Consider the following 24,063-nt stretch of genomic DNA (forward strand, 5'->3'; position numbering starts at 1 on the left):
TCCTCATCGCACGGCCCGCGGCCACGCGGCGCCCCCGAAGCGCGACCTCCGCGCATGGCGATAGATAACCATACGGATCGGACAGCCCGGTCCCGTCAAGGTCACCGTTGCGTTCCAAGTGGCACGCGGGCGGGGGTGCATAGGGTGCCGACCGGGTCAATCCACCCCTGACGGGGAGTCCGCGCGGCCCAGCGCGGAGCCCGCACGCCACTGTTCCCAGGTCAGGTTCCAGCCACCCAGCCCGTTGTCGGGGAGCACCGGCGCCCGCCCGGTGTTGATCACTTCGACGGTGTCGCCGACGAGGGACGCGTCGTAGAACCAGGCGGCCGGGGTGGTCGTGCCGACGCCGACGTGTTCCGCGTCCCGCAGCCCGACGCAGCCGTGGCTGACGTTCCGGACGCCGAACGTCCCGGGCGGGACCCAGTAGTTGCCGTGCAGGAACGTTCCCGTGGCGGTGAGCCGCATGGCGTGCGGGACGTCCTTGATGTCGTACGCGCCGCCGAAGCCGACCGTGTCCCCGTTCATCCGGATCACCGGCGCCTTCTCGGTGATCACCATCCGGCCCGTGTACGTCTCGGTGCCGGGGCCGCCCGTGGTGACCGGCACCGTGCGCAGCGTCCGGCCGCCGCGGACCACCGTCATGGTGTGCGTCGCGGCGTCGACGGTGCTCACCTGGTCGCGGCCGACGCGGAAGGTGCTGCTCCGGCGCTGGAGCCCGTAGACGCCGGGCGCCCCGCGGACGTCGCGGAGCCGCAGGTCGACGGTGACGAGGGAGCCGGGCGCCCAGCGCCGGCGCGGCCGGAAGTCCAGCCGGTACGCGCCGAACCAGTGGCCGGCGACCTCGGTCCGCGGCCGGGCGGTGACGCGGACGGCACGCTCCACTGCGGCCCGGTCGACCACCGGCCGGCTGAACGCGAGCGAGACGATCATGCCCGTGCCGACCGTGGCGCCGGGGGCGGGAGCGACGGTCGCGACGAAGCGGTGCGCCGGGACGTACGTCCTGAACTCCGCGTGCTCCGTCGCCCGGTGGCCCGCCGCGTCCCTGGCCACCACGTCCACGGCGTAGCGCGTGGCGAGCGCGACCCGGCTGGCGGCCGGCCGCCAGCGGCGACCGTCGGCGGAGATCCGGCCCGCGACGGGGCGCCGTACGCCGTCCCGGATCCGGACCGCCCGCACCCGTTCCAGCCGCCCCTGCCGCACCCGCACCTCGAACCGGTCCGCGGCGCGGACGTCCCGGGCTCCGTCGCGCGGGGTGACCCGGATCAGCCCGGCGACCGGCCGCGGGTCGTCCGAGGGCGTCGCCGCCACCGGCGCCGCGGAGTGGTGCCGCGCCTCTCGCGGGGCCTCGGCGGCGCAGCCGCCGCAGAACATGGCGAGGGCGGCGAGGGCGCACAGTCCGCGCAGGGCGCGCGGGAGGGCAAATCCTGTCACATCCGTCCCAACGACCCGGTCCCCCACGGGAAACGTACCGGCACTCGCTTGCCGCTCCCGGTCACACGTGTGAGCGCATGCGCGGAACCGGGCAGGAGTGGGAAGGAAACCCCGCAGGAGCCCCGGGACGCGGGGCGGAGGCCGCACCACCGGACACCCGGAACGGGACGCCTGGTGCCCGGGGTGCGCCCGTCCGAGAGCCGCCGGAGGCGAACACGTGACGAGCACACCGGAGCAGGAGACGGGGCGCCGCCCCCAGGCCGGACCGGCGGACCGGACGGCCGCCCCGCCGGCCCCATCCGCCCCAACCGCCCCCGCCGTCAACGGACGGCCGGTGGCCCGCGGCGCCGAGGGGGCGGTGTGGCCGGGCTCGCCCGAACCGCTGGGGGCCTCCTTCGGCGTCGGGGCGCACGGGGTCGCCGGGACGAACTTCGCCCTCTGGGCCGGGGGCGCGGAGGCGGTGGAGGTGTGCCTCTTCGACGAGGACGGCTCCGGCGGGCAGCGCGAAACCCGGCACGCGCTGGGCGAGTTGACGCACCAGATATGGCACGGCTTCCTGCCCGGCGTGCTGCCCGGGCAGCGCTACGGCTTCCGCGTCCACGGCCGCTGGGACCCGTGGACGGGCGCCCGCTGGAACCCCGCCAAACTGCTGCTCGACCCGTGCGCCCGGGCCGTCGACGGCGACTTCGGCCACCCGCCGGGCCGCTCCGGACCGCTGCCGCCGGAGCTGTACGGGCACGTCCGGGACTGGCCGCAGCAGCACGTCGCCGACACCGTGCGCGACGAGCGGGACTCCGCCCCGTACGTCCCCAAGGGCGTGGTCGTCGCCGCCGACGGCGACGGCGTCCCGGCCGACGCCGGCCGGCCGGGGACGGCCTGGTCCGACACCGTCATCTACGAGCTGCACGTCCGCGGCTTCACCATGCGCCACCCCGGCGTCCCCCCGGCGCTGCGCGGCACCTACGCCGGGCTGGCGCACCCGGCCGCCCTCGACCACCTGGTCCGCCTCGGGGTGACGGCCGTCGAGCTGCTGCCCGTGCACCAGTTCGCCCACGAGGACCATCTGGTCCGCCGCGGCCTGCGCAACTACTGGGGCTACAACTCCATCGGCTACTTCGCGCCGCACGCCGCCTACGCGGCCACCGGCACCCGCGGCCAGCAGGTCGGCGAGTTCCGGCGGATGGTCCGGGCGCTGCACGCGGCCGGCATCGAGGTCATCCTCGACGTGGTCTACAACCACACCGCCGAGGGCGGCGAGCTCGGGCCCACGCTCTCGCTGCGCGGGATCGACAACCGCCGCTACTACCGGCTCCAGGACGACCCCCGCCGCTACGCCGACTACACCGGCTGCGGCAACACCCTGCACGTCGTCCGGCCCAACGTGCTCCGGCTGATCACCGACTCGCTGCGGTACTGGGTGACGGAGATGGGCGTGGACGGCTTCCGCTTCGACCTGGCGGCGGCGCTCGCGCGTTCGATGCACGACGTCGACATGCTCTCGCCGTTCCTGGCGGTCATCGCCCAGGACCCGGTGCTGCGCCGGGTCAAACTGATCGCCGAGCCGTGGGACGTCGGCACCGGCGGCTACCAGGTGGGGCACTTCCCGCCGCTGTGGACGGAGTGGAACGACCGCTACCGGGACGCCGTACGGGACTTCTGGCGCGGCGCCCTGCCGGACGTACGGGACCTGGGCTACCGGCTCTCCGGCTCCAGCGACCTCTACGCCTGGGGCGGCCGCCGCCCGTACGCCTCCGTCAACTTCGTCACCGCGCACGACGGGTTCACCCTGCGCGACCTGGTGAGTTACGAGCGGAAGCACAACGAGGCCAACGGGGAGGGCAACCGGGACGGCAGCGACGACAACCGCTCCTGGAACTGCGGCGCCGAGGGGCCGACGGACGATCCGGAGGTGCTGGCCCTGCGCCGGCGGCAGGCGCGCAACCTGCTGACCACGCTGCTGCTCTCCACCGGGGTGCCGATGCTCGTCGCGGGCGACGAGATGGGCCGCACCCAGGACGGCAACAACAACGCCTACTGCCAGGACAACGAGACCGGCTGGGTCGACTGGTCACTGCTGGAGGACCCGGGCTGGCGCGCCCTCGCCGACCTCGCCGCCCGGCTGCTGGCGCTGCGCCGCGCCCATCCCGTGCTGCGCAGCCGCGCCTTCTACTCCGGCCGGCCGCGGTCCCTGGACGGGCTGCGGGACCTCGCCTGGTTCACGGCGCGCGGCACCGAGATGACGGAGTCGGACTGGTACGCGCCCGCCGCGACGCTCGGGATGTACCTCTCCGGCGGCGACATCCCGCAGCGCGGCCCGGACGGCACGCCGGTCACGGACGACAGCTTCCTCGTCGTCCTGCACGCGGGGGACGAGCCGATCCGGTGCACGCTGCCCGGGCCGCCGTGGGCGGAGGAGTACGAGCTGCTCGTCGACACGTCCCTGGAGGAACAGGACGCCACACCCGGCGCGCGGCGTCCGGCGGGCGCCCCAATCACCGTGCCCGCGCGGTCCGTTGCGGTGTGGAAGGTGCTGCCGGGACGGGTGACCGGGGACGGGACGGAAGGCGGTGCGCGGCCCCGGACCTAGGGCGGAAATCGGCGTGAGCGTTGTCAGTGGTCGGTCGTAGGCTCCCCACTGATGACCGGAAACCGTGAAGCACCCGGAGCCGAGGCGCACCGCTCCGCCGTGCGCTCGCTGCTGCGCCTGTGGCCATTCGTGCGGCCGGCCCGCGGCCGGCTGCTGGCCGGCGCGGTCCTGGCGGTGCTCGCCTCGGCCATGAGCCTGGTGATCCCGCTGGCCCTCAAGTGGACGGTCGACGGCCCGATCGCGGACCGCGAGCCGTCCGGCGTGTGGCTCGGCGGGCTGGCGATCCTCGTCCTGGGCGTGCTGGAGGCGGGCCTGTTCGGGCTGCGCCGGCTGCTGGTGGCCCGGCCGCTCGCCGAGGTCGAGGCGACCATGCGGGCCGCGTTCTACCGGCATCTCCAGCGACTTCCCGTCGCCTTCCACGACCGGTGGGCGTCCGGGCAGTTGCTCTCCCGCGCGACCACCGACCTGATGCTGCTGCGCATCTTCCTGGCGTTCGCGTTGACGTTCCTCGTCGTCAACAGCCTCACGATCGTCATCGGTTTCGTCATCCTGCTGCTACAGCGGTGGACGCTGGGGCTGGTGCTGCTCGCCCCGGTCATCCCCCTGGTGCTGCTCTGCCGTTCCTTCGAGGCGCGCTACTCACTGGCCGCGCGTACCGCCCAGGACCAGGTCGGCGATCTGACGACGGTGGTGGAGGAGAGCGTCCTCGGCATCCGGATCATCAAGGGGTTCGGCCGGCACCGGGGGCAGCAGCGGGCCTTCGAGGCGCTCTCCGCCCGGGTCCGTGCGACGGAGCTGCGCAAGGCGCGGCTGCTGGGGGCGCTGTGGGCGGTCATCATGCTGCTGCCCGAGGCGGCGATCGGCGCGGCGCTGGTGCTGGGCGTCCGGGAGGTCGCCGACGGGGGGCTGACGGCGGGGGCGCTGGTGGCGTTCCTGTCGACGGCGCTGGCGCTGCGCTGGCCGGTGGAGTCCCTCGGCTTCCTGCTGGCGCTGTCCAACGAGGCCGCCACGGCGACGGACCGGTACTTCGAGGTGCTGGACGTTCCGGTGCCGGATGACGCTGTCGCGCCGGGGGGCGCGTCGGGGGCGGAGGGCGCCCCGGCGCCGAAGGAAGCACCGGCCAGCCGTGCGTCCCCTGGCGACGGACTACGCCTGGAGGGCGTCGAGTTCCGGTATCCCGACGCGCCGCCGGGCGCCCCTCCCGTGCTGCGCGGGGTCGATCTGCACATCCGGCCCGGGGAGACCATGGCCCTGGTCGGGGCCACCGGCAGCGGCAAGACGACGCTGACCGCGCTGATACCCCGGCTGCACGAGGCCACCGCCGGCCGGATCACCCTCGACGGGCAGGACGTCGCCGCGCTCCCCCGCGAGCGGCTGCGCGAGCTGGTGGCCGTGGCCTTCGAGGAACCCACCCTGTTCAGTGCCTCCGTGGGCGAGAACGTGCTGATGGGCGGCGCCGACGCCGGACCCGACGAGCTGGCGCGGGCGCTGGCGGTGGCCCGGGCCGACGGCTTCGTGCGCGCGCTGCCGCAGGGCGCGGAGACCCGGGTCGGCGAGCAGGGCCTCAGCCTCTCCGGCGGCCAGCGCCAGCGGCTCGCCCTGGCCCGCGCGGTGATCGGCAAGCCCCGGTTCCTGATCCTCGACGACCCGCTCTCGGCGCTCGACGTGCACACCGAGGCGCAGGTGGAACGGGCGCTGCGCGAGGTGCTGGCGACGACGACCGCGCTCGTCGTCGCCCACCGGCCGTCCACCGTGCTGCTCGCCGACCGGGTCGCGCTGCTGTCCGAGGGCCGTATCGCGGCCGTCGGCACCCACCACCGACTGCTGCGGGAGAACCGGGAGTACGCGTGGCTGATGTCCGCCCCGGAGGGCGGGCGGGCGCCGCGAGGGGACCTCCAGGAAGGGGACGAGCGACCGTGACCTCCACCGTCTCCGGCCCGCCGGACACCGGCGCCCGGCCGGCCGCGGACGACGCGAAGGGGCCCGGCGGCGGCCGGCCGGGCACCGGACACCCAGCCGCCGACGACCCCGTCGCCCAGGACGTCCTGCCCGCGCCCAAGGGCGCCTCGCTGGCGCTGCTGCGCTCCCTGCTGGCACCCGCGCGCGGGCGCGTGTGGCTCACGGTGTTCCTGCTGCTGGCCCAGCAGGCGGCCGTGCAGGCCGGGCCGCTGCTCGTCGCCGTCGCCATCGACCGGGCCGTGCCCGCCGTCCGCCGGGACGACTACGGCCCGCTCGCCGCGATCGGTGCCGCCTACCTGGTCTGCGCGGTCGCCTCGGGCCTGCTCCAGCTGGCCTTCGTCCGGGTCTCGGCCCGGGTCGGCCAGGACGCCCTGCTCGACCTGCGCGGCCGGATCTTCCGGCACGCGCAGACGCTGAGCGTCGACTTCCACGAGCGCTACACCTCGGGCCGGCTGATCTCCCGGGCCACCACCGACGTCGAGTCGCTCCGCGAGCTGCTCAACGACGGGCTCCAGGAGCTCATGGGCATCGTGGCGTCGGTCCTCCTCGTCTCCGCCACCCTGGCCTGGCTGGACTGGCGGACGGGCGCGGCGGCGGCGCTGTCCTTCGTCCCGCTCGCCGTCGTCATGCGCGGCTACCGGCGCCGGTCGCTGACCGTGCACCGCCGCAAGTCGACGGCCACCGCCGCCGTCATCGTGAAGTTCGCGGAGACGATGAACGGCATCCGGCCCGTGCAGGCGTTCCGCCGGGAGGCCGCGAACGAGGAGCACTTCGCCGCGCTCAACCGGGCGCACCGGGAGACCAACGTGGACGCCATGCACAGCATGGCCCGGTACGTCATGACCTCCCGGCTGATCTGCAACGTCTCGCTGGCCGCGATCGTGGTCTGGAGCGCCTACCGGGTGGCCGGCGGCGGCCTGGAGCTCGGCGCGCTCGCGGCGGCGGTGCTGTACCTGCGGCGGCTGTACGAGCCGGTCGACCAGATCGGCATGTTCCTCAACTCGTACCAGTCCGCGGCCGCTTCGCTGGAGAAGATCGCCGGGCTGCTGGCGCAGCGGCCCACCGTGCCGGAGCCGGACCGGCCCGTCCCGCTGCCGTCCCGGCCCGCCGGTGCCCCGGGCCTCGAGGTCGTCTTCGAAGGCGTGCGCTTCGCCTACCGCACCGGCGGCGAGGTCCTGCCCCGCTTCGACCTCACCCTGGCCGCCGGGCGCACGGTGGCGGTCGTCGGCTCCACCGGGGCCGGCAAGTCCACCCTGGCCAAGCTGCTGGCCCGGTTCTACGACCCGACCGAGGGCCGGGTGCTGCTGGACGGCGTCCCGCTCACGGACCTGTCCGGTACCGAGCTGCGCCGGCACGTGGTGATGGTGACCCAGGAGGCGTTCCTGTTCTCCGGCACCGTCGCCGAGAACATCGCCGTCGGCCGCCCGGACGCGACCCGCGCGGACATCGAGCAGGCGGCCAAGGCCATCGGCGCCCACGACTTCATCACCGCCCTGCCCGACGGCTACGACACCGACGTCCGCAAGCGCGGCGGACGGATCTCCGCCGGCCAGCGGCAGCTGGTCGGCTTCGCCCGGGCCCTCCTCGCCGACCCGGCAGTCGTCGTCCTCGACGAGGCCACGTCCTCGCTCGACATCCCCGGCGAGCGCGCGGTCCAGCGGGCGATGCGCACGGTCCTGCGCGGCCGGACGGCGGTCGTCATCGCCCACCGCCTGTCGACGGTCGAGATCGCGGACCGGGTGCTGGTCATGGCCGACGGCCGGGTGGTGGAGGACGGCACTCCGGCCGAACTCACGGCGGGCGAGGGGCGGTTCGCGGCGCTGCACCGGGCGTGGCGGGAGAGCCTGGCGTAAGGGCGCGCGGCGGTTCGGCGGGGCCGTCGAACCGCAGCCCGGCGCGCGGGGGCTCCGGCGGCGGCCCCTCCGGCGCCGACGGGCCGCTCCGGAACGACGACATCCGGCCACCGGTGAAGCCCCATCCCCGTCCGGCCGCGGGTGGCGGACCGGTGGGTTCCGGCCGTCGGGCGGGGCGGCTTCGGGCCATGTCGGCGGGGCCGGATGCCCCTTCCCCGCCCAACCCCCGCCATACCGCCCGCTATTCGGACAGCGATCTTTGGCCAACGGACATATTCCGGCCAACTTGTTGACGCGCCCCTGACATTCACCGGGGGGCGGTGGCACTCTTCACCACAACCGGCGCCGGAACACCCTCCACCCCCCGCACTCCCCCCAGCGAACCCCCCACTGCGAGACGTTCCGCAACGAGGCTTCACCGCCGAAGCCTCCCTGTCGGGGCTTCACCGTCGAAGCACCCGCACCGAAGCTCCCGTACCGCACCGGAACACCCCTCGGGCCCGGACGGGAACGCTTCTTCCCCACCGCTTTCCCCACCTTTCCCAAGAGTTCCTCCTCTTTTCTCCACTGGTTCTGCCGTGAACTGACCGGCCGGCTCCCCACGCCGCCCGGTCGCCCATCCGGCCACACACCCACCGGTCGTGGTCGCCGCAGAAGGAGTCAGCGTGAGACCCACCCCCCAGAGACGCGCCGTCGCGACCGGCGCCCTCGTCGCCGTCACCGCGATGCTCGCCGTAGGCGTCCAGACGACCTCGGCCTCCGCCGGGCCGGACAAGGCCGCGCCGACGGCCCCCCGGCAGTCGATCCACAAGCCCGATCCGGGCGCGGAACCGCTCAAGCTGTCACCGTCGCAGCGGGCCGAGCTGATACGCGACGCCAACGCCACCAAGGCCGAGACGGCGAAGAACCTGGGCCTCGGGGCCAAGGAGAAGCTCGTCGTCCGCGACGTGGTCAAGGACCGCAACGGCACGCTGCACACGCGCTACGAGCGCACCTACGACGGCCTGCCGGTCCTCGGCGGCGACCTCGTGGTCGACGCCACCAAGGCCGGCACGCTCAAGACCGTCGCGAAGGCCACCAAGAAGCGCATCGCGGTCGCCACCACCACCCCGTCCCTCGCCGCCTCGGCGGCCGAGAAGGACGCCGTCAAGTCCGCGCGGGCCAAGGGCTCCAAGGCCGGCAAGGCCGACCGGGCGCCGCGCAAGGTGGTCTGGGCCGCGAGCGGCACGCCGGTGCTCGCCTACGAGACCGTCGTGGGCGGCCTCCAGGACGACGGCACGCCCAGCCAGCTGCACGTCATCACGGACGCGAAGACCGGGAAGAAGCTCTTCGAGTTCCAGGGCGTCAAGCAGGGCATCGGCAACAGCCAGCACAGCGGCAAGGTCGAGATCGGCACCACCAAGTCCGGCAGCACGTACCAGATGCTCGACCAGACGCGCGGCGGCCACAAGACGTACAACCTCAACGGCGGCACGTCGGGGACCGGCACCCTCTTCACCGACGCCGACGACGTCTGGGGCAACGGGACCAACTCCGACCCCGCGACCGCGGGCGTGGACGCGCACTACGGCGCCCAGCTCACCTGGGACTACTACAAGAACGTGCACGGCCGCAGCGGCATCCGCGGCGACGGCGTCGGCGCGTACAGCCGCGTCCACTACGGCAGGAACTACGTCAACGCCTTCTGGGACGACAGCTGCTTCTGCATGACCTACGGCGACGGCAACGGCATCCCGCTGACCTCGATCGACGTCGCGGCGCACGAGATGACCCACGGCGTCACCTCCGCCACCGCCAACCTCACCTACAGCGGTGAGTCGGGCGGCCTCAACGAGGCGACCTCGGACATCATGGCCACCGCCGTGGAGTTCTGGGCCAACAACCCCACCGACAAGGGCGACTACCTCATCGGTGAGAAGATCAACATCAACGGCAACGGCACCCCGCTGCGCTACATGGACAAGCCCAGCAAGGACCGTTCCTCCAAGGACGCCTGGTACTCCGGCCTCGGCGGCATCGACGTGCACTACTCGTCCGGCCCGGCCAACCACTGGTTCTACCTGGCCTCCGAGGGCAGCGGCGCCAAGGTCATCGACGGTGTGTCGTACGACAGCCCCACCTCGGACGGGCTGCCCGTCACCGGCATCGGCCGGGACAACGCCGCGAAGATCTGGTTCAAGGCGCTGAGCGAGCGCATGCGCTCCAACACCGACTACAAGGGCGCCCGCGACGCCACCCTCTGGGCGGCCGGCGAGCTCTTCGGCGTCAACAGCGACACGTACAACAACGTGGCGAACGCCTGGGCGGCCATCAACGTCGGCCCCCGTGCCTCCTCCGGCGTCTCGGTCACCAGCCCCGGCGACCAGACCAGCATCGTGAACCAAGCCGTCTCCCTGCAGATCAAGGCCACCGGTTCGACGAGCGGCGCGCTGACCTACTCGGCCACCGGCCTGCCGGCCGGCCTGTCGATCAACGCCTCCACCGGCCTGATCTCCGGCACCCCCACCACCACGGGCACCAGCAACGTGACGGTGACGGTCAAGGACTCCGCGGGCAAGACCGGCTCCACCTCCTTCAAGTGGACGGTCAACACCACGGGCGGCGGCAGCGTCTTCGAGAACACCACCCAGGTGGCCATCCCGGACGCGGGCGCGGCCGTGACCTCGCCGATCGTCGTCACCCGCAGCGGCAACGGGTCCTCCGCTCTCAAGGTGGACGTGAACATCACCCACACCTACCGCGGTGACCTCGCGATCGACCTGGTCGCCCCGAACGGGAAGACCTGGCGGCTGAAGGACGCGGACGCCTGGGACGCGGAGGCGAACGTGTCCGAGACCTACACGGTCGACGCCTCCGGCGTGACCGCGAACGGCACCTGGAAGCTCAAGGTCCAGGACGTGTATTCGGGCGACTCCGGCACCATCGACAAGTGGCGGCTGACCTTCTGACGGACGGCACGGCCGTCCTCGGCCCAGAATCACGCGGCGCGGAGCCACGCGACACAGAGCCATAGGCAGCACGGACCGGGCGCCGTCCGGGGTGAGCACCGACTCCCCCGGGCGGCGCCTTTCGGCGTTCCCGCTCGCCCCACAGAACCGGAATGGCCAATTCGCCCGTTTCATCCGGTAATACCTCGAACAGTGGGCGAATCTTTACCAAACCGCCGCCACAGCAGCCCCGATATTCCCGGCAGGACGCACGCGAGTTCGATCAAACTGACGCTCGGCCGCGATCCTCGCGGACCGCTTCCTCTCACCTGCCAGGAGCATGCGTGCGTCACACGTCCCGAATAGCCCGTGCCGGGTCCCGTCGCCCCGCCGTCGCCGCCGGCGCGGCCACCGTCGCCGCGGCCCTCCTCGCCTCCGGCTTCGCCGGCGGCCCGGCCCAGGCGGCCGGCAAGGAGGACCCCGCCAGGGCCCTGAAGCTCAGCGGCAAGGAGCGGCTCGTCCCGCGCGGCACGGTCACCGACGAGGACGGCACCGTCCACACCCGCTTCGAGCGCACCTACGAGGGCCTGCCGGTCCTCGGCGGCGACCTCGTCGTCCACCAGGACAAGAACGGCAAGGTCGAGGACGTCGACAAGGCCACCGAGGCCACCATCAAGGTCCCCACCACCAAGGCGAAGATCCCCGCCCCCATGGCGAAGCGCCAGGCGCTCACCGCCACGGCGGACGAGGGCGTCGGCACCTTCGTCCGCAACCAGGCCCCGCGCAAGGTCGTCTGGGCGGCCAAGGGCACCCCCGTCCTCGCCTACGAGACCGTCGTCGGCGGCCTCCAGCACGACGGCACCCCCAGCGAGCTGCACGTCGTCACCGACGCCACCACCGGCAAGAAGCTGGACGAGTACCAGGCCATCGCCACCGGCACGGGCACCGGCATGTACAACGGCAAGGTGCCAGTGAACTCGCTGAAGTCCGGCGGCCGGTTCTACATGAAGGACGGGCAGCGCGGCGGTCACACGACCTTCCACGCCCAGAACAAGAAGTCCGGCAACAACTTCCCGGCCTTCAGCAACACCCGTGACGTCTGGGGCAACGGCAAGCAGAGCATGGCCCAGACCGCCGCCGTGGACGCCCAGTACGGCGCCGCGATGACCTGGGACTACTACAAGAACGTCCTGGGCCGCAAGGGCATCAGGGGCAACGGCAAGGCCGCCGACTCCTTCGTCCACTACGGCAACGGCTACAACAACGCCTTCTGGTCGGACGAGTGCTTCTGCATGGTCTACGGCGACGGCAAGGGCAACAAGTCGCCGCTGACCTCCCTCGACGTCGCGGGCCACGAGATGACGCACGGCGTCACCTCCGCCACCGCCCGCCTCCGCTACGAGGGCGAGTCCGGTGGCCTGAACGAGGCCACCTCCGACATCTTCGGCACCGCCGTCGAGTTCTACGCCCGCAACGGCAAGGACAAGGGCGACTACCTCATCGGCGAGAAGCTGGGCAAGCCGCTCCGCTACATGGACAAGCCCAGCAAGGACGGCCGCTCGGCCGACTACTGGCGCAAGGGCCTCGGCAACCTGGACGTCCACTACTCGTCCGGCGTGGCCAACCACTTCTTCTACCTGCTGGCCGAGGGCAGCGGCGCCAAGACCATCAACGGCGTCAAGTACAACAGCCCGACCTGGGGCAACAAGAAGGTCAGCGGCATCGGCCGCGGCGCCGCCGAGAAGATCTGGTACAAGGCGCTCACCTCGTACATGACCACCAACACCGACTACAAGGGCGCGCGCTCCGCGACCCTGAAGGCGGCGAAGGCCCTGTACGGCACGGGCAGCAAGCAGTACAAGTCCGTCCAGGCGGCCTGGGACGGCGTGAACGTCAAGTAAGCGGTCGCACACGGCGTTTACCGGGGCCGGCCGGGGCGGGGGCACACCCTCCGCCCCGGCCGGCCCCGGCGCGTCTCAGCGCATCAGCACCCCGGCGGCCTCCCCCGACGCCTCGGCCGGGACGGCGACGAGGCCCATCTCGGCGCCGTCGGCGAGCAGCCGGTGGCCGGGAAGGATGCGGACCGTGTAACCGAAGGGGCCCGTGCGGTCGAAGGTGAGCGGTCCCTCGTAGAGCCGGCGGCCGTCAAGGGCGGAGGTGCCCGCCGGCTTGAGCGGGACGGCCGCCGCGCCGGTCAGCCGGTCGGCCGCGTCCACCCGGCCGGCCAGGGCCTGCACCTCGACATCCGCCGGGTCGAGGTCGCCGAGGGTGACGGTCACCCGGAGGGTAACGGTCGAGCCCAGCTCGGCGGTGCCGTCGAGGGGCCCGTCGGCGGCGGCCTCCACGTGGTCCACGGCCACCGCCGGCCAGGCGGCCCGCACCCGGGCCTTCCAGGCGGCGAGTTCGCGCGCGGCGTCGGGGGTGAGGGCGCGCTGCGCCTCGGCGGCCGGGCCGTAGAGCCGCTCCACGTACTCCCGGACCATCCGGCCGGCGAGGACCTTGGGCCCGAGCGTGCCCAGCGTCGAGCGGACCATCTCGATCCAGCGGCCGGGCAGCCCGTCGGGGCCGCGGTCGTAGAAGCGCGGGGCGACCCGCGACTCCAGCAGGTCGTAGAGGGCGGCGGCCTCCAGGTCGTCGCGGCGCTCCTCGTCGGTGCCCGAGCCGTCGGCGGTGGGGATGGCCCAGCCGAAGTCCGGCTCGTACCACTCGTCCCACCAGCCGTCCAGGACACTGAGGTTGAGGCAGCCGTTGAGGGCCGCCTTCATGCCCGAGGTGCCGCACGCCTCCAGCGGGCGGAGCGGGTTGTTGAGCCAGACGTCGCAGCCGGGGTAGAGCTTCTGGGCCATGGCCATGCCGTAGTCCGGCAGGAAGACGACGCGGTGCCGCACGCGCGGGTCGTCGGCGAACCGGACCAGCTCCTGCACCAGCCGCTTGCCGCCGTCGTCGGCCGGGTGGGCCTTGCCCGCGACGACGATCTGAATCGGCCGCTCGGGATCCAGCAGCAGCCGGGTAAGCCGCTCGCGGTCCCGGAGCATCAGGGTGAGCCGCTTGTACGACGGGACGCGGCGGGCGAAGCCGATCGTCAGCACGTCCGGGTCGAGGACCCCGTCGATCCAGCCGAGCTCGGCGGTGCCGGCGCCGCGCTCCCGCCAGGAGGCGCGCAGCCGCTCGCGGACCTCCTCCACCAGCTGCTCGCGCAGGGTGCGGCGGAGCTCCCAGACGTCGCCGTCGGAGATGTCGGCCACCGAGTCCCAGCGCTCGCTGCCGCCGAGGGTGAGGGCGTCCTCGGCGCGGGCGACGCCGATCCGGCGGGCGCCGAGGCGGAAGACCTCGGGGGCGACCCAGGTGGGCGCGTGGACGCCGTTGGTGATCGAGGTGATCGGCACCTCGGTGTCGTCGAAGCCCGGCCACAGGCCCGCGAACATCCGCCGGCTGACCTGCCCGTGCAGGACGGAGACACCGTTGGCGCGCTGCGCCAGCCGCAGCCCCATCACGGCCATGTTGAACAGGGCCGGGTCGCCGCCGGGGTAGTCCTCGGCGCCGAGCCGCAGCACTCTCTCCACGTCGATGCCGGGCAGCTCGGCGCCGTCGGCGAAGTGCCGGGCGACGAGCTCGCGGTCGAAGCGGTCGATGCCCGCGGGCACGGGGGTGTGGGTGGTGAAGACGGCGCCGGCCCGGACGCTCTCCAGGGCGGCGTCGAAGTCCAGCCCGCCCGCGCCGAGTTCGCGGATGCGTTCGAGGCCGAGGAAGCCGGCGTGACCCTCGTTGGTGTGGAACACCTCGGGGGCGGGGTGGCCGGTGAGCCGGCAGTAGGCGCGGACCGCGCGGACGCCGCCGATGCCCAGCAGCATCTCCTGGAGCAGCCGATGCTCGCTGCCCCCGCCGTAGAGGCGGTCGGTCACCTCGCGTTCACCCGGCGCGTTCTCCTCGACGTCGGAGTCGAGGAGGAGCAGCGGCACCCGGCCCACCTCGGCCTTCCAGACGTGCGCGCGCAGGGAGCGGCCGCCGGGAAGCGCCAGGGCGACGACGGCGGGCGTGCCGTCGGCCTCGCGGAGCAGGGCCAGCGGGAGCTCGTTGGGGTCGAGCAGCGGATAGTGCTCCTGCTGCCAGCCCTCGCGGGAGAGGGACTGCCGGAAGTAGCCGTGCCGGTAGAGCAGCCCGACGCCGATCAGCGGGACGCCGAGGTCGCTGGCGGACTTCAGGTGGTCGCCGGCGAGGATGCCGAGGCCGCCGCTGTACTGCGGGAGGGCGGCGGTGATGCCGAACTCGGGCGAGAAGTAGGCGACGGCGGCCGGCAGCCCGGGCGGCTGCTCCTGGTACCACCGGGCGCCGGTGAGGTAGTCGTGCAGGTCGTCCGCGGCCGCGGCGAGCCGCCTGCGGAAGCGGCGGTCGTCGGCGAGGGCGGTCAGCCGGGCGGCCGGCACGGCGCCGAGCAGCCGCAGCGGATCGCCGCCGGCCGCCCGCCAGCCCTCGGGGTCGAGGGTCTGGAACAGCTCGCGGGTCTCGGGATGCCAGGACCAGCGCAGATTGCGCGCCAGCTCGCTGAGCGGTCGTAGGGGCTCCGGAAGGACGGGGCGCACGCTGAATCGACGAATGGCCTTCACGGGGACGACGGTAGCGGCGCGGGGCCCGCGGTCGCGGCTCAAGACGCCAAGTGCCTCCTTCTGCCCGATCTCCTTCCCCCGAGGGGCACGCCGGGGGGACGCCTGAGGGGGTGCTGCCTGACCCTGGCAGGGGCAGGCACCCGGGGCGGCCGCGCTGGTTGACTGGCTCCATGGACACTCCTGCCGCCCTGGGCGAATTCCTGCGCACCCGCCGCGCCGCGCTGCGGCCCGAGGACGTCGGGCTGACGACCTACGGGGGGCAGCGCCGGGTGCCCGGCCTGCGCCGCGAGGAGCTGGCGCTGCTGGGCGGGGTCAGCACGGCGTACTACACCCGGCTGGAGCAGGGGCAGTCCGTGAACGCCTCGGACGCGGTGCTGGACGCGCTGGCGCGGGCCCTGCGGCTCAGCCCGGACGAGCACGCGCACCTGCGGAACCTGGCGCGTCCCGGCCGTCCCGCGCCGCGTGCCGCCGCGAGCCGTCCGGCCAGGGTGCGGCCCGGGATACGACGGATGGTCGCGGCCCTGGACGGGATTCCGGCCGTCGTCCTGAACCACCGCTACGACGTGCTGGACTGGAACCCCCTGGGTCACGCGCTCACCGCCGGCCACCTGGCCGCCGACGGCCCGCTGCACGCCGCCGCGCGCCCCAACACGCAGCGGATGCTCTTCCTCGACCCGCACGTGCGGGACCTCTACCCGCGCTGGGACCTGGAGTCCCGGCGGGCGGTGTCGGCGCTGCGGCTGGCCGCGGGCGAGCATCCGGACGACCCGGCGCTGGCCGCGCTGATCGGCGAACTGACGATGAAGAGCCCGGAGTTCGCCGCACTGTGGGCGCGCCATCCGGTGCGGGCCTGCGTCTCGGGTGACAAGGACTTCCACCATCCGCTGGTGGGCCCGCTGTCGCTGACGTTCGAGCTGCTGCGGGTGCCGGTGACGGACGGGCCCGCGCAGTCGCTGCTGACGTTCAGCGCGGAGCCCGGGTCCCCGTCGGAGGCGGCGCTGCGGCTGCTGGCGACGACGCTGGAGCCCGCCGGCGTACCGGGGCCCGAGGGCGCCGTCTCCGGGCGCGCGGAACGCGACCGCCAGGGGCCGACCGTGCGCTGATGCTCCGGTACGAGGCGGAAATACGCCGCGCCTACACCCCGGCGTTCGAAGGCCGGAAGTCGCTACGGCCTTCGAAGGCGGGGCGGGCGGGGCGTTCCCCCATCCGGCCGTCGACGGCACCCGGTCGTCGCATTGCACACGATCGGCCCAGCGGGGAGACTCCCTACGAGTGACGGAGGCCCCGCCGCCCTCCCCGGGCGGCACCGGGGGAACTACGCACCGGTAGTCCGTGCGGTGCGGGCATGTTCGCCAGGGCCTGGTGGGAAAGCTCCATCGGTGCGAGGATTCCGCGCCCCGTCCGCTCGTCCCCGGCACAGACCCCCGTATTGTTTCCGCACTTCGCGCTCGTCGGTTTTTCCGCAGGTTTTCCGGCGCCCGGCCGGGTGAATGCGGACAGGTGCAGCCCTGCCCGCGTTCTCCCGGCCGTCGGGGCAGCGGATAGAAAGAAAAGAACAGAACGCGCCGGATCCCCCGCCGGCGCCCGTCAGCACCCCCCGGCACCGACCCAGCACCGACCCAGCACCCGTCAGTTTCCGTCAAAGACCGGGTATATCCACCGGTTTCCCCTCGGACCCCAGGTGATTCCATGATCGGTCGCATTCCCGTCCTGGACCTCGCCCCGCTCGTGGACTGCGGCCGCAGACCCGCGAAGGCAGTGGTCGGCGAGTCCTTCGAGGTCACCGCCACGGTATTCCGCGAAGGCCATGACGCGGTGGGCGCCAACGTGGTACTGCGGGACGCGGCCGGGCGGTCGGGGCCGTGGACGCCGATGCGGGAGCTGGCCCCGGGCACCGACCGGTGGGGCGCCGAGGTCACCCCGGACGCGGAGGGCCGCTGGACGTACGCGGTCGAGGCGTGGAGCGACCCGGTGGCCACCTGGCGGCACGCGGCCCGGATCAAGGTCCCGGCGGGCATCGACACCGAGCTGGTGCTGGAGGAGGGCGCCCGGCTGTACGAGCGGGCGGCCGGCGGGGTGCCCAAGAGCGAGGGCCGGGAGGCGGTGCTCGGCGCGGTCGACGCGCTGCGCGACACCACCCGTCCGGTGGCCGACCGGCTCGCCGCCGCGCTGGCCCCGGCCGTCTCGGCCGCCCTGGCCGCGCACCCGCTGCGCGAACTGGTCACCGCCACCCGCCCGCTGCCGCTGCTGGTGGAGCGGGAACGGGCGCTGTACGGCTCGTGGTACGAGCTGTTCCCGCGCTCGGAGGGCGCGGTGGTGACGGCCTCGGGCCCGGCGGTGAGCGGTACGTTCCGGACGGCGGCCAGGCGGCTGCCGGCCGTGGCGGCGATGGGCTTCGACGTCGTCTACCTGCCCCCGATCCACCCCATCGGCACCTCGTTCCGCAAGGGCCCCAACAACGCGCTGAGCGCGGGCCCGCACGACGTGGGCAGCCCCTGGGCGATCGGCTCGGCCGACGGCGGCCACGACGCGATCCACCCGGACCTCGGCATCTTCGAGGACTTCGACCACTTCGTGGCCCGGGCGCGCGAGCTGCGGATGGAGGTGGCGCTGGACTTCGCCCTCCAGTGCTCCCCCGACCACCCCTGGGTGGAGAAGCACCCGGAGTGGTTCCACCACCGCGCGGACGGCTCGATCGCGTACGCCGAGAACCCGCCGAAGAAGTACCAGGACATCTACCCGCTGGCGTTCGACGCGGACTTCGACGGGCTGGTGCGGGAGACGCTGCGGCTGCTGCGGTTCTGGATGGACCGCGGGGTGCGGATCTTCCGGGTGGACAACCCGCACACCAAGCCGGTGGCGTTCTGGGAGAAGGTCATCGCGGACGTCGGCCGTACCGATCCCGATGTGATCTTCCTGGCCGAGGCGTTCACCCGGCCCGCGATGATGCGCACCCTCGCGGCGGTCGGCTTCCAGCAGTCGTACACCTACTTCACCTGGCGCAACTCCAAGCAGGAGCTCACCGATTACCTCACCGAGCTCTCGCGCGACTCGGCCGCCGTGATGCGCCCCAACCTCTTCGTCAACACCCCTGACATCCTGCACGCCTACCTCCAGGAGGGCGGCCGGGCGGCCTTCGAGATCCGGGCCGTGCTCGCCGCCACCCTCTCCCCGTCCTGGGGCGTCTACGCCGGCTACGAGCTGTGCGAGCGCGTTCCGGCCAAGCCCGGCAGCGAGGAGTACCTGGACTCGGAGAAATACCAACTGCGGCCGCGCGACTGGGAGTCGGCCGAGCGCGCAGGGCGCAGCCTGGCTCCCCTGATCACCGTGCTCAACCGGCTGCGGCGGCGGCACCCGGCTCTGCGACGCCTGCGCAACCTCCGCTTCCACCACGTCGACAACGACGCCGTCATCGCCTACTCCAAGCGCCGCGGCGGCCCGGGCGGAGACTGCGTGGTGACGGTCGTCAACCTCGACCCCCACCACACCCAGGAGGCCACGGTCTCGTTGGACATGCCGGAGCTCGGCCTCGACTGGCACGAGACCTTCCCGGTGCGCGACGAGCTCACCGGCGAGACCTACCACTGGGGCAGGGACAACTATGTGCGCCTTGAGCCGGGCCGTTCGATCGCGCCCGCGCACGTGTTCTCGCTGCGACCGTCCTCACCGATCGGAGGGTCACCCACACCATGATCGTCAACGAGCCCGTACCGGACACGTTCGAGGACACCCCCGCGAAGGACCGGGATCCCGACTGGTTCAAGCGCGCGGTGTTCTACGAGGTCCTCGTGCGTTCCTTCCAGGACAGCGACGGCGACGGCATCGGGGACCTCAAAGGACTGACGGCCAAGCTGGACTACCTGCAGTGGCTGGGCGTCGACTGCCTCTGGCTGCCGCCGTTCTTCCAGTCGCCGCTGCGGGACGGCGGGTACGACGTCTCGGACTACACCTCCGTCCTGCCGGAGTTCGGTGACCTGGCGGACTTCGTCGAGTTCGTGGACGCCGCGCACCAGCGCGGCATGCGCGTCATCATCGACTTTGTCATGAACCATACGAGCGATCAGCACGACTGGTTCCAGCAGTCCAGGACCGATCCGGACGGGCCGTACGGCGACTACTACATGTGGGCCGACGACGACAAGCAGTACCAGGACGCCCGGATCATCTTCATCGACACCGAGACGTCCAACTGGACCTTCGACCCGGTCCGCAAGCAGTACTACTGGCACCGGTTCTTCTCCCACCAGCCGGACCTCAACTACGAGAACCCGGCGGTCCAGGAGGAGATCCTCGCCGCCCTGCGGTTCTGGCTGGACCTGGGCATCGACGGGTTCCGGCTGGACGCGGTGCCGTACCTGTTCGCGCAGGAGGGCACCAACTGCGAGAACCTGCCGCAGTCGCACGCCTTCCTCAAGCGGGTGCGCGCCGAGATCGACGCCCACTACCCGGACACCGTGCTGCTGGCCGAGGCCAACCAGTGGCCGGAGGACGTCGTCGACTACTTCGGCGACTACGCCAAGGGCGGCGACGAGTGCCACATGGCGTTCCACTTCCCGGTGATGCCGCGGATCTTCATGGCCGTCCGCCGCGAGTCCCGCTACCCGGTCTCCGAAGTGCTGGCCAAGACCCCGGCCATCCCCTCGCGCTGCCAGTGGGGCATCTTCCTCCGCAACCACGACGAGCTGACCCTCGAGATGGTCACGGACGAAGAGCGCGACTACATGTACGCGGAGTACGCCAAGGACCCCCGGATGCGCGCCAACATCGGCATCCGGCGCCGGCTGGCCCCGCTGCTGGACAACGACCGCAACCAGATCGAGCTGTTCACCGCGCTGCTGCTGTCGCTGCCCGGCTCGCCGATCCTCTACTACGGGGACGAGATCGGCATGGGCGACAACATCTGGCTCGGCGACCGCGACGGGGTGCGGACCCCGATGCAGTGGACGCCGGACCGCAACGCCGGCTTCTCCTCCTGCGACCCGGGCCGGCTGTTCCTCCCGACGATCATGGATCCGGTCTACGGCTACCAGGTCACCAACGTCGAGGCGGCGATGAGCAGCCCGTCGTCGCTGCTGCACTGGACCCGCCGGATGATCGAGATCCGGAAGCAGAACGCGGCGTTCGGGATCGGCTCGTACACCGAGCTCCAGTCGAGCAACCCGGCGGTGCTGGCGTTCCTGCGGGAGGCCCCCCAGGAGGACGGGACGGACGACCTGGTGCTGTGCGTGAACAACTTCTCCCGCTTCGCACAGCCGACCGAGCTGGATCTGCGGACCTTCAACGGACGGCACCCGGTGGAGCTGATCGGCGGGGTCCGCTTCCCGGCGATCGGGGAGCTGCCGTACCTGCTGACCCTGGCGGGGCACGGCTTCTACTGGTTCCGACTGCGCAGGAACGCGCCGACGGGACACCAGCCGGGGTGACGGGCGGGCGGGGCGCGGCGGGTTCCAGGACCGGCCGCACCCGGTTTTCCCGGCCCCGCCCCGGGCACCCGCACCACTACGCACGGACCGGCCCGGATCACTGGCTCCGGCACGGCGCGCGCTGGCCGTACGGACGATCCTGGCCGGACACTCCCGCCGCCTTCGGCGGGAGGGCCCCGACGCACCGCACACTGGCCACAGCCGCAATCCGGGACACCGTGCCCCATCGTCGTGTGCCCCGGGGAAAGGACGCGACGCCATGTCGGACGCTGTACCGCTCCGCCGGGAGACCGCCCCGGGGGCGGCGAGCCCCGGGCCCGCACCGTCCGGCGTCGCCGCCGCGCCGCCGCCCCTTCCCCTTGATACGCCCGACCGCGCCGAGACGCTGCTGTCCTCGCTGGCCCTGCCGCTCGTCCGGTGGCTGCCGCAGCAGCGCTGGTTCGCCGGCAAGGGCAGCCCGGTCACCGGGCTCACTCCGGTCACGGCCGTCGACCTGCTGCCCGTGCGCCCCACCGGCACCGCGCCCGGTCTGATCCACCTCCTCGTCCGCGCCCGGCAGTCCGGGACCGGCTCGGACGACTGCTACCAGCTGCTGCTCGGCGTCCGGCCCGTGCTGCCGCCGCACCTCGCGCCCGCGCTCGTCGGCCGGCCGGTCGACGGGCCGCTGCGCGGGCTCGCCGTGTACGAGGCGCTGGCCGACCCCCGGCTGACCGGACTGCTGCTGGAGCGGCTGCGGGTGCCCGGCCGGCTCGGGCCGCTGCGGTTCGCCCGCGAGCCGCACGCCGACCTGTCGGCCGGTCTCGCCCCCCGGCTCCTCGGGGCCGAGCAGTCCAACTCCTCGGTGGTGTACGGCGACACGTACATCCTCAAGCTCTTCCGCCGCGTGGGCCCCGGCGTCAACCCCGACCTCGAACTCCCCCGGGCCCTCGCCCGTACCGGCTGCGTCCGGGTCCCCGCGCCCGCCGCCTGGTTCGAGGCGGAACCGCCGGACGCGGCCGAACCGATGACCCTCGGCGTCCTCCAGCCATTCCTGCCCGGCTCGGCCGACGGCTGGCGGCTCGCGCTCGACGCGCTGGCCGCCGGGACGGGCTTCACCGACTCCGCCCGCGCCCTCGGGCAGGCCACCGCCGAGGTGCACCGCGCGCTCGCCGCCGCCCTCCCGACAGTGGACCTGGACGCGGCGCGGCTGGAGCGGATCGCCGCCGCCATGCGCCGCCGGCTCGACGTCACCGCCGAGGCCGTCCCGGCGCTCCGCCCGTACCGCGACGCGCTGCGCGCCGCCTACGACGAGCTGACCCGCCCGCCGGGCCCCGGCCGGCCGCGCCACGCCCAGCGGATCCACGGAGACCTGCACCTCGGGCAGGCGCTGCGGACGGCGGCGGACGGGCGCTGGTCGATCATCGACTTCGAGGGCGAGCCCGCCCGGCCGCTGGCCGAGCGGCGCCGTCCGCAGCCGGTCGAGCAGGACGTCGCGGGCATGCTCCGGTCCTTCGACTACGCGGCGGCGGTCGGCCGGGCGGCCGGCACCGACTGGGCGCCGCGGGCCCGCGAGGCGTACTGCGACGGCTACGCCGCCGCCCACCGCGACCCGCGCGAGGACGGCCCGCTGCTGCACGCGCAGGAGACCGACAAGGCCGTCTACGAAGTGCTGTACGAGGCCCGGCACCGGCCGGACTGGCTCCCCGTGCCGCTGTCCGCGATCCGCCGGCTCGCCGAGCGGGCGGACGGCGGCCGGCGGCGGCCCTGACCGCACCCGCCCCCCTTGATGACTTCCGGGAGGAACACCCCGTGACCGCTCGACCGTCGTCCCACGAGCCCCCGAACGGGTTCGTCCCCGCCACCTTCCTCCCCGGCCGCCGACGCCCCGGCTCCCCGCCCGCGCCGGCCAGCGGACGGGGGGTGCGGCCCGCACCACGCCCGGACGAGGCCGAGCGCGCACGGCTGCTGAGCGGCGCCCACCACGATCCGCACGCCCTGCTGGGCGCCCACCACGCCCCGGGCGGGGTGGCGTTCCGCACGCTCCGCCCGTACGCCCGCGCGGTGACGGTGGTGGCGAAGGGGCTGCGGGCGGAGCTGATCCCGGAGGGGGACGGCTTCTTCGGCGGGCTGCTGCCGCTGACCGACATCCCCGTGTACCGGCTGCACGTGGCGTACGAAGAGAACGGGGTCGACGAGATCGAGATCGACGACCCGTACCGCTTCCTGCCCACCCTCGGCGAGCTGGACCTGCACCTGATCGGCGAAGGGCGGCACGAGCGGCTGTGGGAGGCGCTCGGCGCACGGCCGATGACGCACCAGGGGGTGGCGGGCACGCGGTTCACGGTGTGGGCGCCGAACGCCCTCGGGGTGCGGGTGGCGGGCGGCTTCAACCTGTGGGACGCGACGGCCCATCCGATGCGGTCGCTCGGCGCGACGGGTGTGTGGGAGCTGTTCGTCCCGGGCGTCGGCGAGGGTGAGTTGTACAAGTTCGACATCACCCGGCCGGACGGGACGCACACCTTGCGGGCGGACCCGATGGCGCGTCGTACGGAGGCGCCGCCCGCCACCGCGTCGGTCGTGCACGTCTCGCACCACGAGTGGGGCGACGACGCGTGGATGGCGCGGCGCGGCGACCGGCCGGCGCACGCGGCGCCGTTCTCCGTCTACGAGGTGCACCTGCCGTCCTGGCGGCCGGGGCTGGGCTACCGGGAGCTGGCCGAGCAGCTGTCCGCGTACGTGACGGACCTCGGCTTCACGCACGTCGAGTTCCTGCCGGTCGCCGAGCATCCGTACGGCGGCTCGTGGGGCTACCAGGTGACCGGTTTCTACGCGCCGACCGCCCGGCTGGGCACGCCGGACGAGTTCAAGTACCTGGTGGACACCCTGCACCGGGCGGGCGTCGGGGTGCTGGTGGACTGGGTGCCGGCGCACTTCCCGCGGGACGAGTGGGCGCTGGCGGAGTTCGACGGGCGTCCGCTGTACGAGCCGGCGGACCCGCTGCGGGCGGCCCATCCGGACTGGGGGACGCTGGAGTTCGACTACGGGCGCACGGAGGTGCGCAACTTCCTGGTGGCGAACGCGGTGTTCTGGTGCGAGGAGTACCACGTCGACGGGCTGCGGGTGGACGCCGTCGCCTCGATGCTCTACCTGGACTACTCGCGCGGGCCCGGCCAGTGGACGCCCAACGAACACGGCGGGCGGGAGAACCTGGACGCGGTGGCGTTCCTCCAGGAGATGAACGCCACCGTCTACCGGCGCTGCCCCGGGGTCGTCACGGTGGCCGAGGAGTCCACCGCCTGG

At 73.3% G+C, this 24,063-nt stretch carries 12 protein-coding genes; 10 read left to right on the forward strand and 2 right to left on the reverse strand.

The genetic code is table 11. The features are described from left to right. Positions 1-156: 156 nt before the first annotated feature. Positions 157-1,431, reverse strand: a complete 1,275-nt coding sequence (locus JNW98_RS21670) for a L,D-transpeptidase (RefSeq protein WP_223769929.1) — start codon at positions 1,429-1,431, stop codon at positions 157-159. 217 nt (positions 1,432-1,648) lie between these two features. Between JNW98_RS21670 and glgX the strand changes: the two genes are divergently transcribed. The 5 genes from glgX to JNW98_RS21695 all read left to right on the forward strand — a co-directional run bounded on the left by glgX (position 1,649) and on the right by JNW98_RS21695 (position 12,658). Then, the gene (gene glgX, locus JNW98_RS21675; RefSeq protein WP_372459296.1) at positions 1,649-4,018 is read left to right on the forward strand and encodes a glycogen debranching protein GlgX; all 2,370 of its coding nucleotides are present in this window, start codon (positions 1,649-1,651) and stop codon (positions 4,016-4,018) included. A 51-nt stretch (positions 4,019-4,069) separates the two neighbouring features. Then, complete coding sequence (locus JNW98_RS21680) at positions 4,070-5,938, forward strand: ABC transporter ATP-binding protein (protein ID WP_223769930.1); 1,869 nt, start codon at positions 4,070-4,072, stop codon at positions 5,936-5,938. Next, positions 5,935-7,830: an ABC transporter ATP-binding protein gene (locus JNW98_RS21685; RefSeq protein ID WP_223769931.1), complete on the forward strand. Its 1,896-nt coding sequence runs from the start codon at positions 5,935-5,937 to the stop codon at positions 7,828-7,830. Before JNW98_RS21680 ends, JNW98_RS21685 begins: the two co-directional genes overlap by 4 nt. Positions 7,831-8,495: 665 nt before the next feature. Then, on the forward strand, positions 8,496-10,778 hold the full coding sequence (locus JNW98_RS21690; RefSeq protein ID WP_223769932.1) for a M4 family metallopeptidase: 2,283 nt from the start codon (positions 8,496-8,498) through the stop codon (positions 10,776-10,778). Positions 10,779-11,101: 323 nt separating this feature from the next. Then, positions 11,102-12,658, forward strand: coding sequence for a M4 family metallopeptidase (locus tag JNW98_RS21695; protein ID WP_223769933.1), 1,557 nt, complete (start codon positions 11,102-11,104; stop codon positions 12,656-12,658). Positions 12,659-12,733: 75 nt separating this feature from the next. On the opposite strand, the gene glgP is transcribed toward JNW98_RS21695, so the two are convergent. Continuing rightward, complete coding sequence (gene glgP, locus JNW98_RS21700) at positions 12,734-15,361, reverse strand: alpha-glucan family phosphorylase (RefSeq protein ID WP_223769934.1); 2,628 nt, start codon at positions 15,359-15,361, stop codon at positions 12,734-12,736. 170 nt (positions 15,362-15,531) lie between these two features. Between glgP and JNW98_RS21705 the strand changes: the two genes are divergently transcribed. From JNW98_RS21705 to glgB, 5 genes are all read left to right on the forward strand, one after another. After that, positions 15,532-16,464 carry a helix-turn-helix domain-containing protein gene (locus tag JNW98_RS21705; RefSeq protein WP_223769935.1) on the forward strand — a complete coding sequence of 311 codons (933 nt, stop codon included), beginning with the start codon at positions 15,532-15,534 and terminating at the stop codon, positions 16,462-16,464. Between the two features lie 586 nt (positions 16,465-17,050). Then, positions 17,051-19,054: an alpha-1,4-glucan--maltose-1-phosphate maltosyltransferase gene (locus JNW98_RS21710; RefSeq protein WP_223769936.1), complete on the forward strand. Its 2,004-nt coding sequence runs from the start codon at positions 17,051-17,053 to the stop codon at positions 19,052-19,054. Further along, entirely contained in the window at positions 19,051-20,784 is a 1,734-nt protein-coding gene (gene treS, locus JNW98_RS21715) for a maltose alpha-D-glucosyltransferase (RefSeq protein ID WP_223769937.1), read from the forward strand. The genes JNW98_RS21710 and treS overlap by 4 nt, the downstream gene beginning before the upstream one ends. Positions 20,785-21,043: 259 nt before the next feature. Then, positions 21,044-22,531, forward strand: a complete 1,488-nt coding sequence (locus tag JNW98_RS21720) for a maltokinase N-terminal cap-like domain-containing protein (RefSeq protein WP_223769938.1) — start codon at positions 21,044-21,046, stop codon at positions 22,529-22,531. After that, the coding region (gene glgB, locus JNW98_RS21725; protein WP_372459297.1) for a 1,4-alpha-glucan branching enzyme at positions 22,459-24,063 on the forward strand (1,605 nt) is incomplete at its 3' end. The genes JNW98_RS21720 and glgB, both read left to right, overlap by 73 nt.

This window comes from Streptomyces huiliensis (assembly GCF_020037025.1).
Lineage (GTDB): Bacteria > Actinomycetota > Actinomycetes > Streptomycetales > Streptomycetaceae > Streptomyces > Streptomyces huiliensis.

Coding starts and splice junctions, on each gene's coding strand:
- JNW98_RS21680 (WP_223769930.1), top strand. CDS start 4,070: ATGACCGGAAACCGTGAAGCACCCGGAGCCGAGGCGCACCGCTCCGCC.
- JNW98_RS21705 (WP_223769935.1), top strand. CDS start 15,532: ATGGACACTCCTGCCGCCCTGGGCGAATTCCTGCGCACCCGCCGCGCC.
- JNW98_RS21710 (WP_223769936.1), top strand. CDS start 17,051: ATGATCGGTCGCATTCCCGTCCTGGACCTCGCCCCGCTCGTGGACTGC.
- treS (WP_223769937.1), top strand. CDS start 19,051: ATGATCGTCAACGAGCCCGTACCGGACACGTTCGAGGACACCCCCGCG.
- JNW98_RS21720 (WP_223769938.1), top strand. CDS start 21,044: ATGTCGGACGCTGTACCGCTCCGCCGGGAGACCGCCCCGGGGGCGGCG.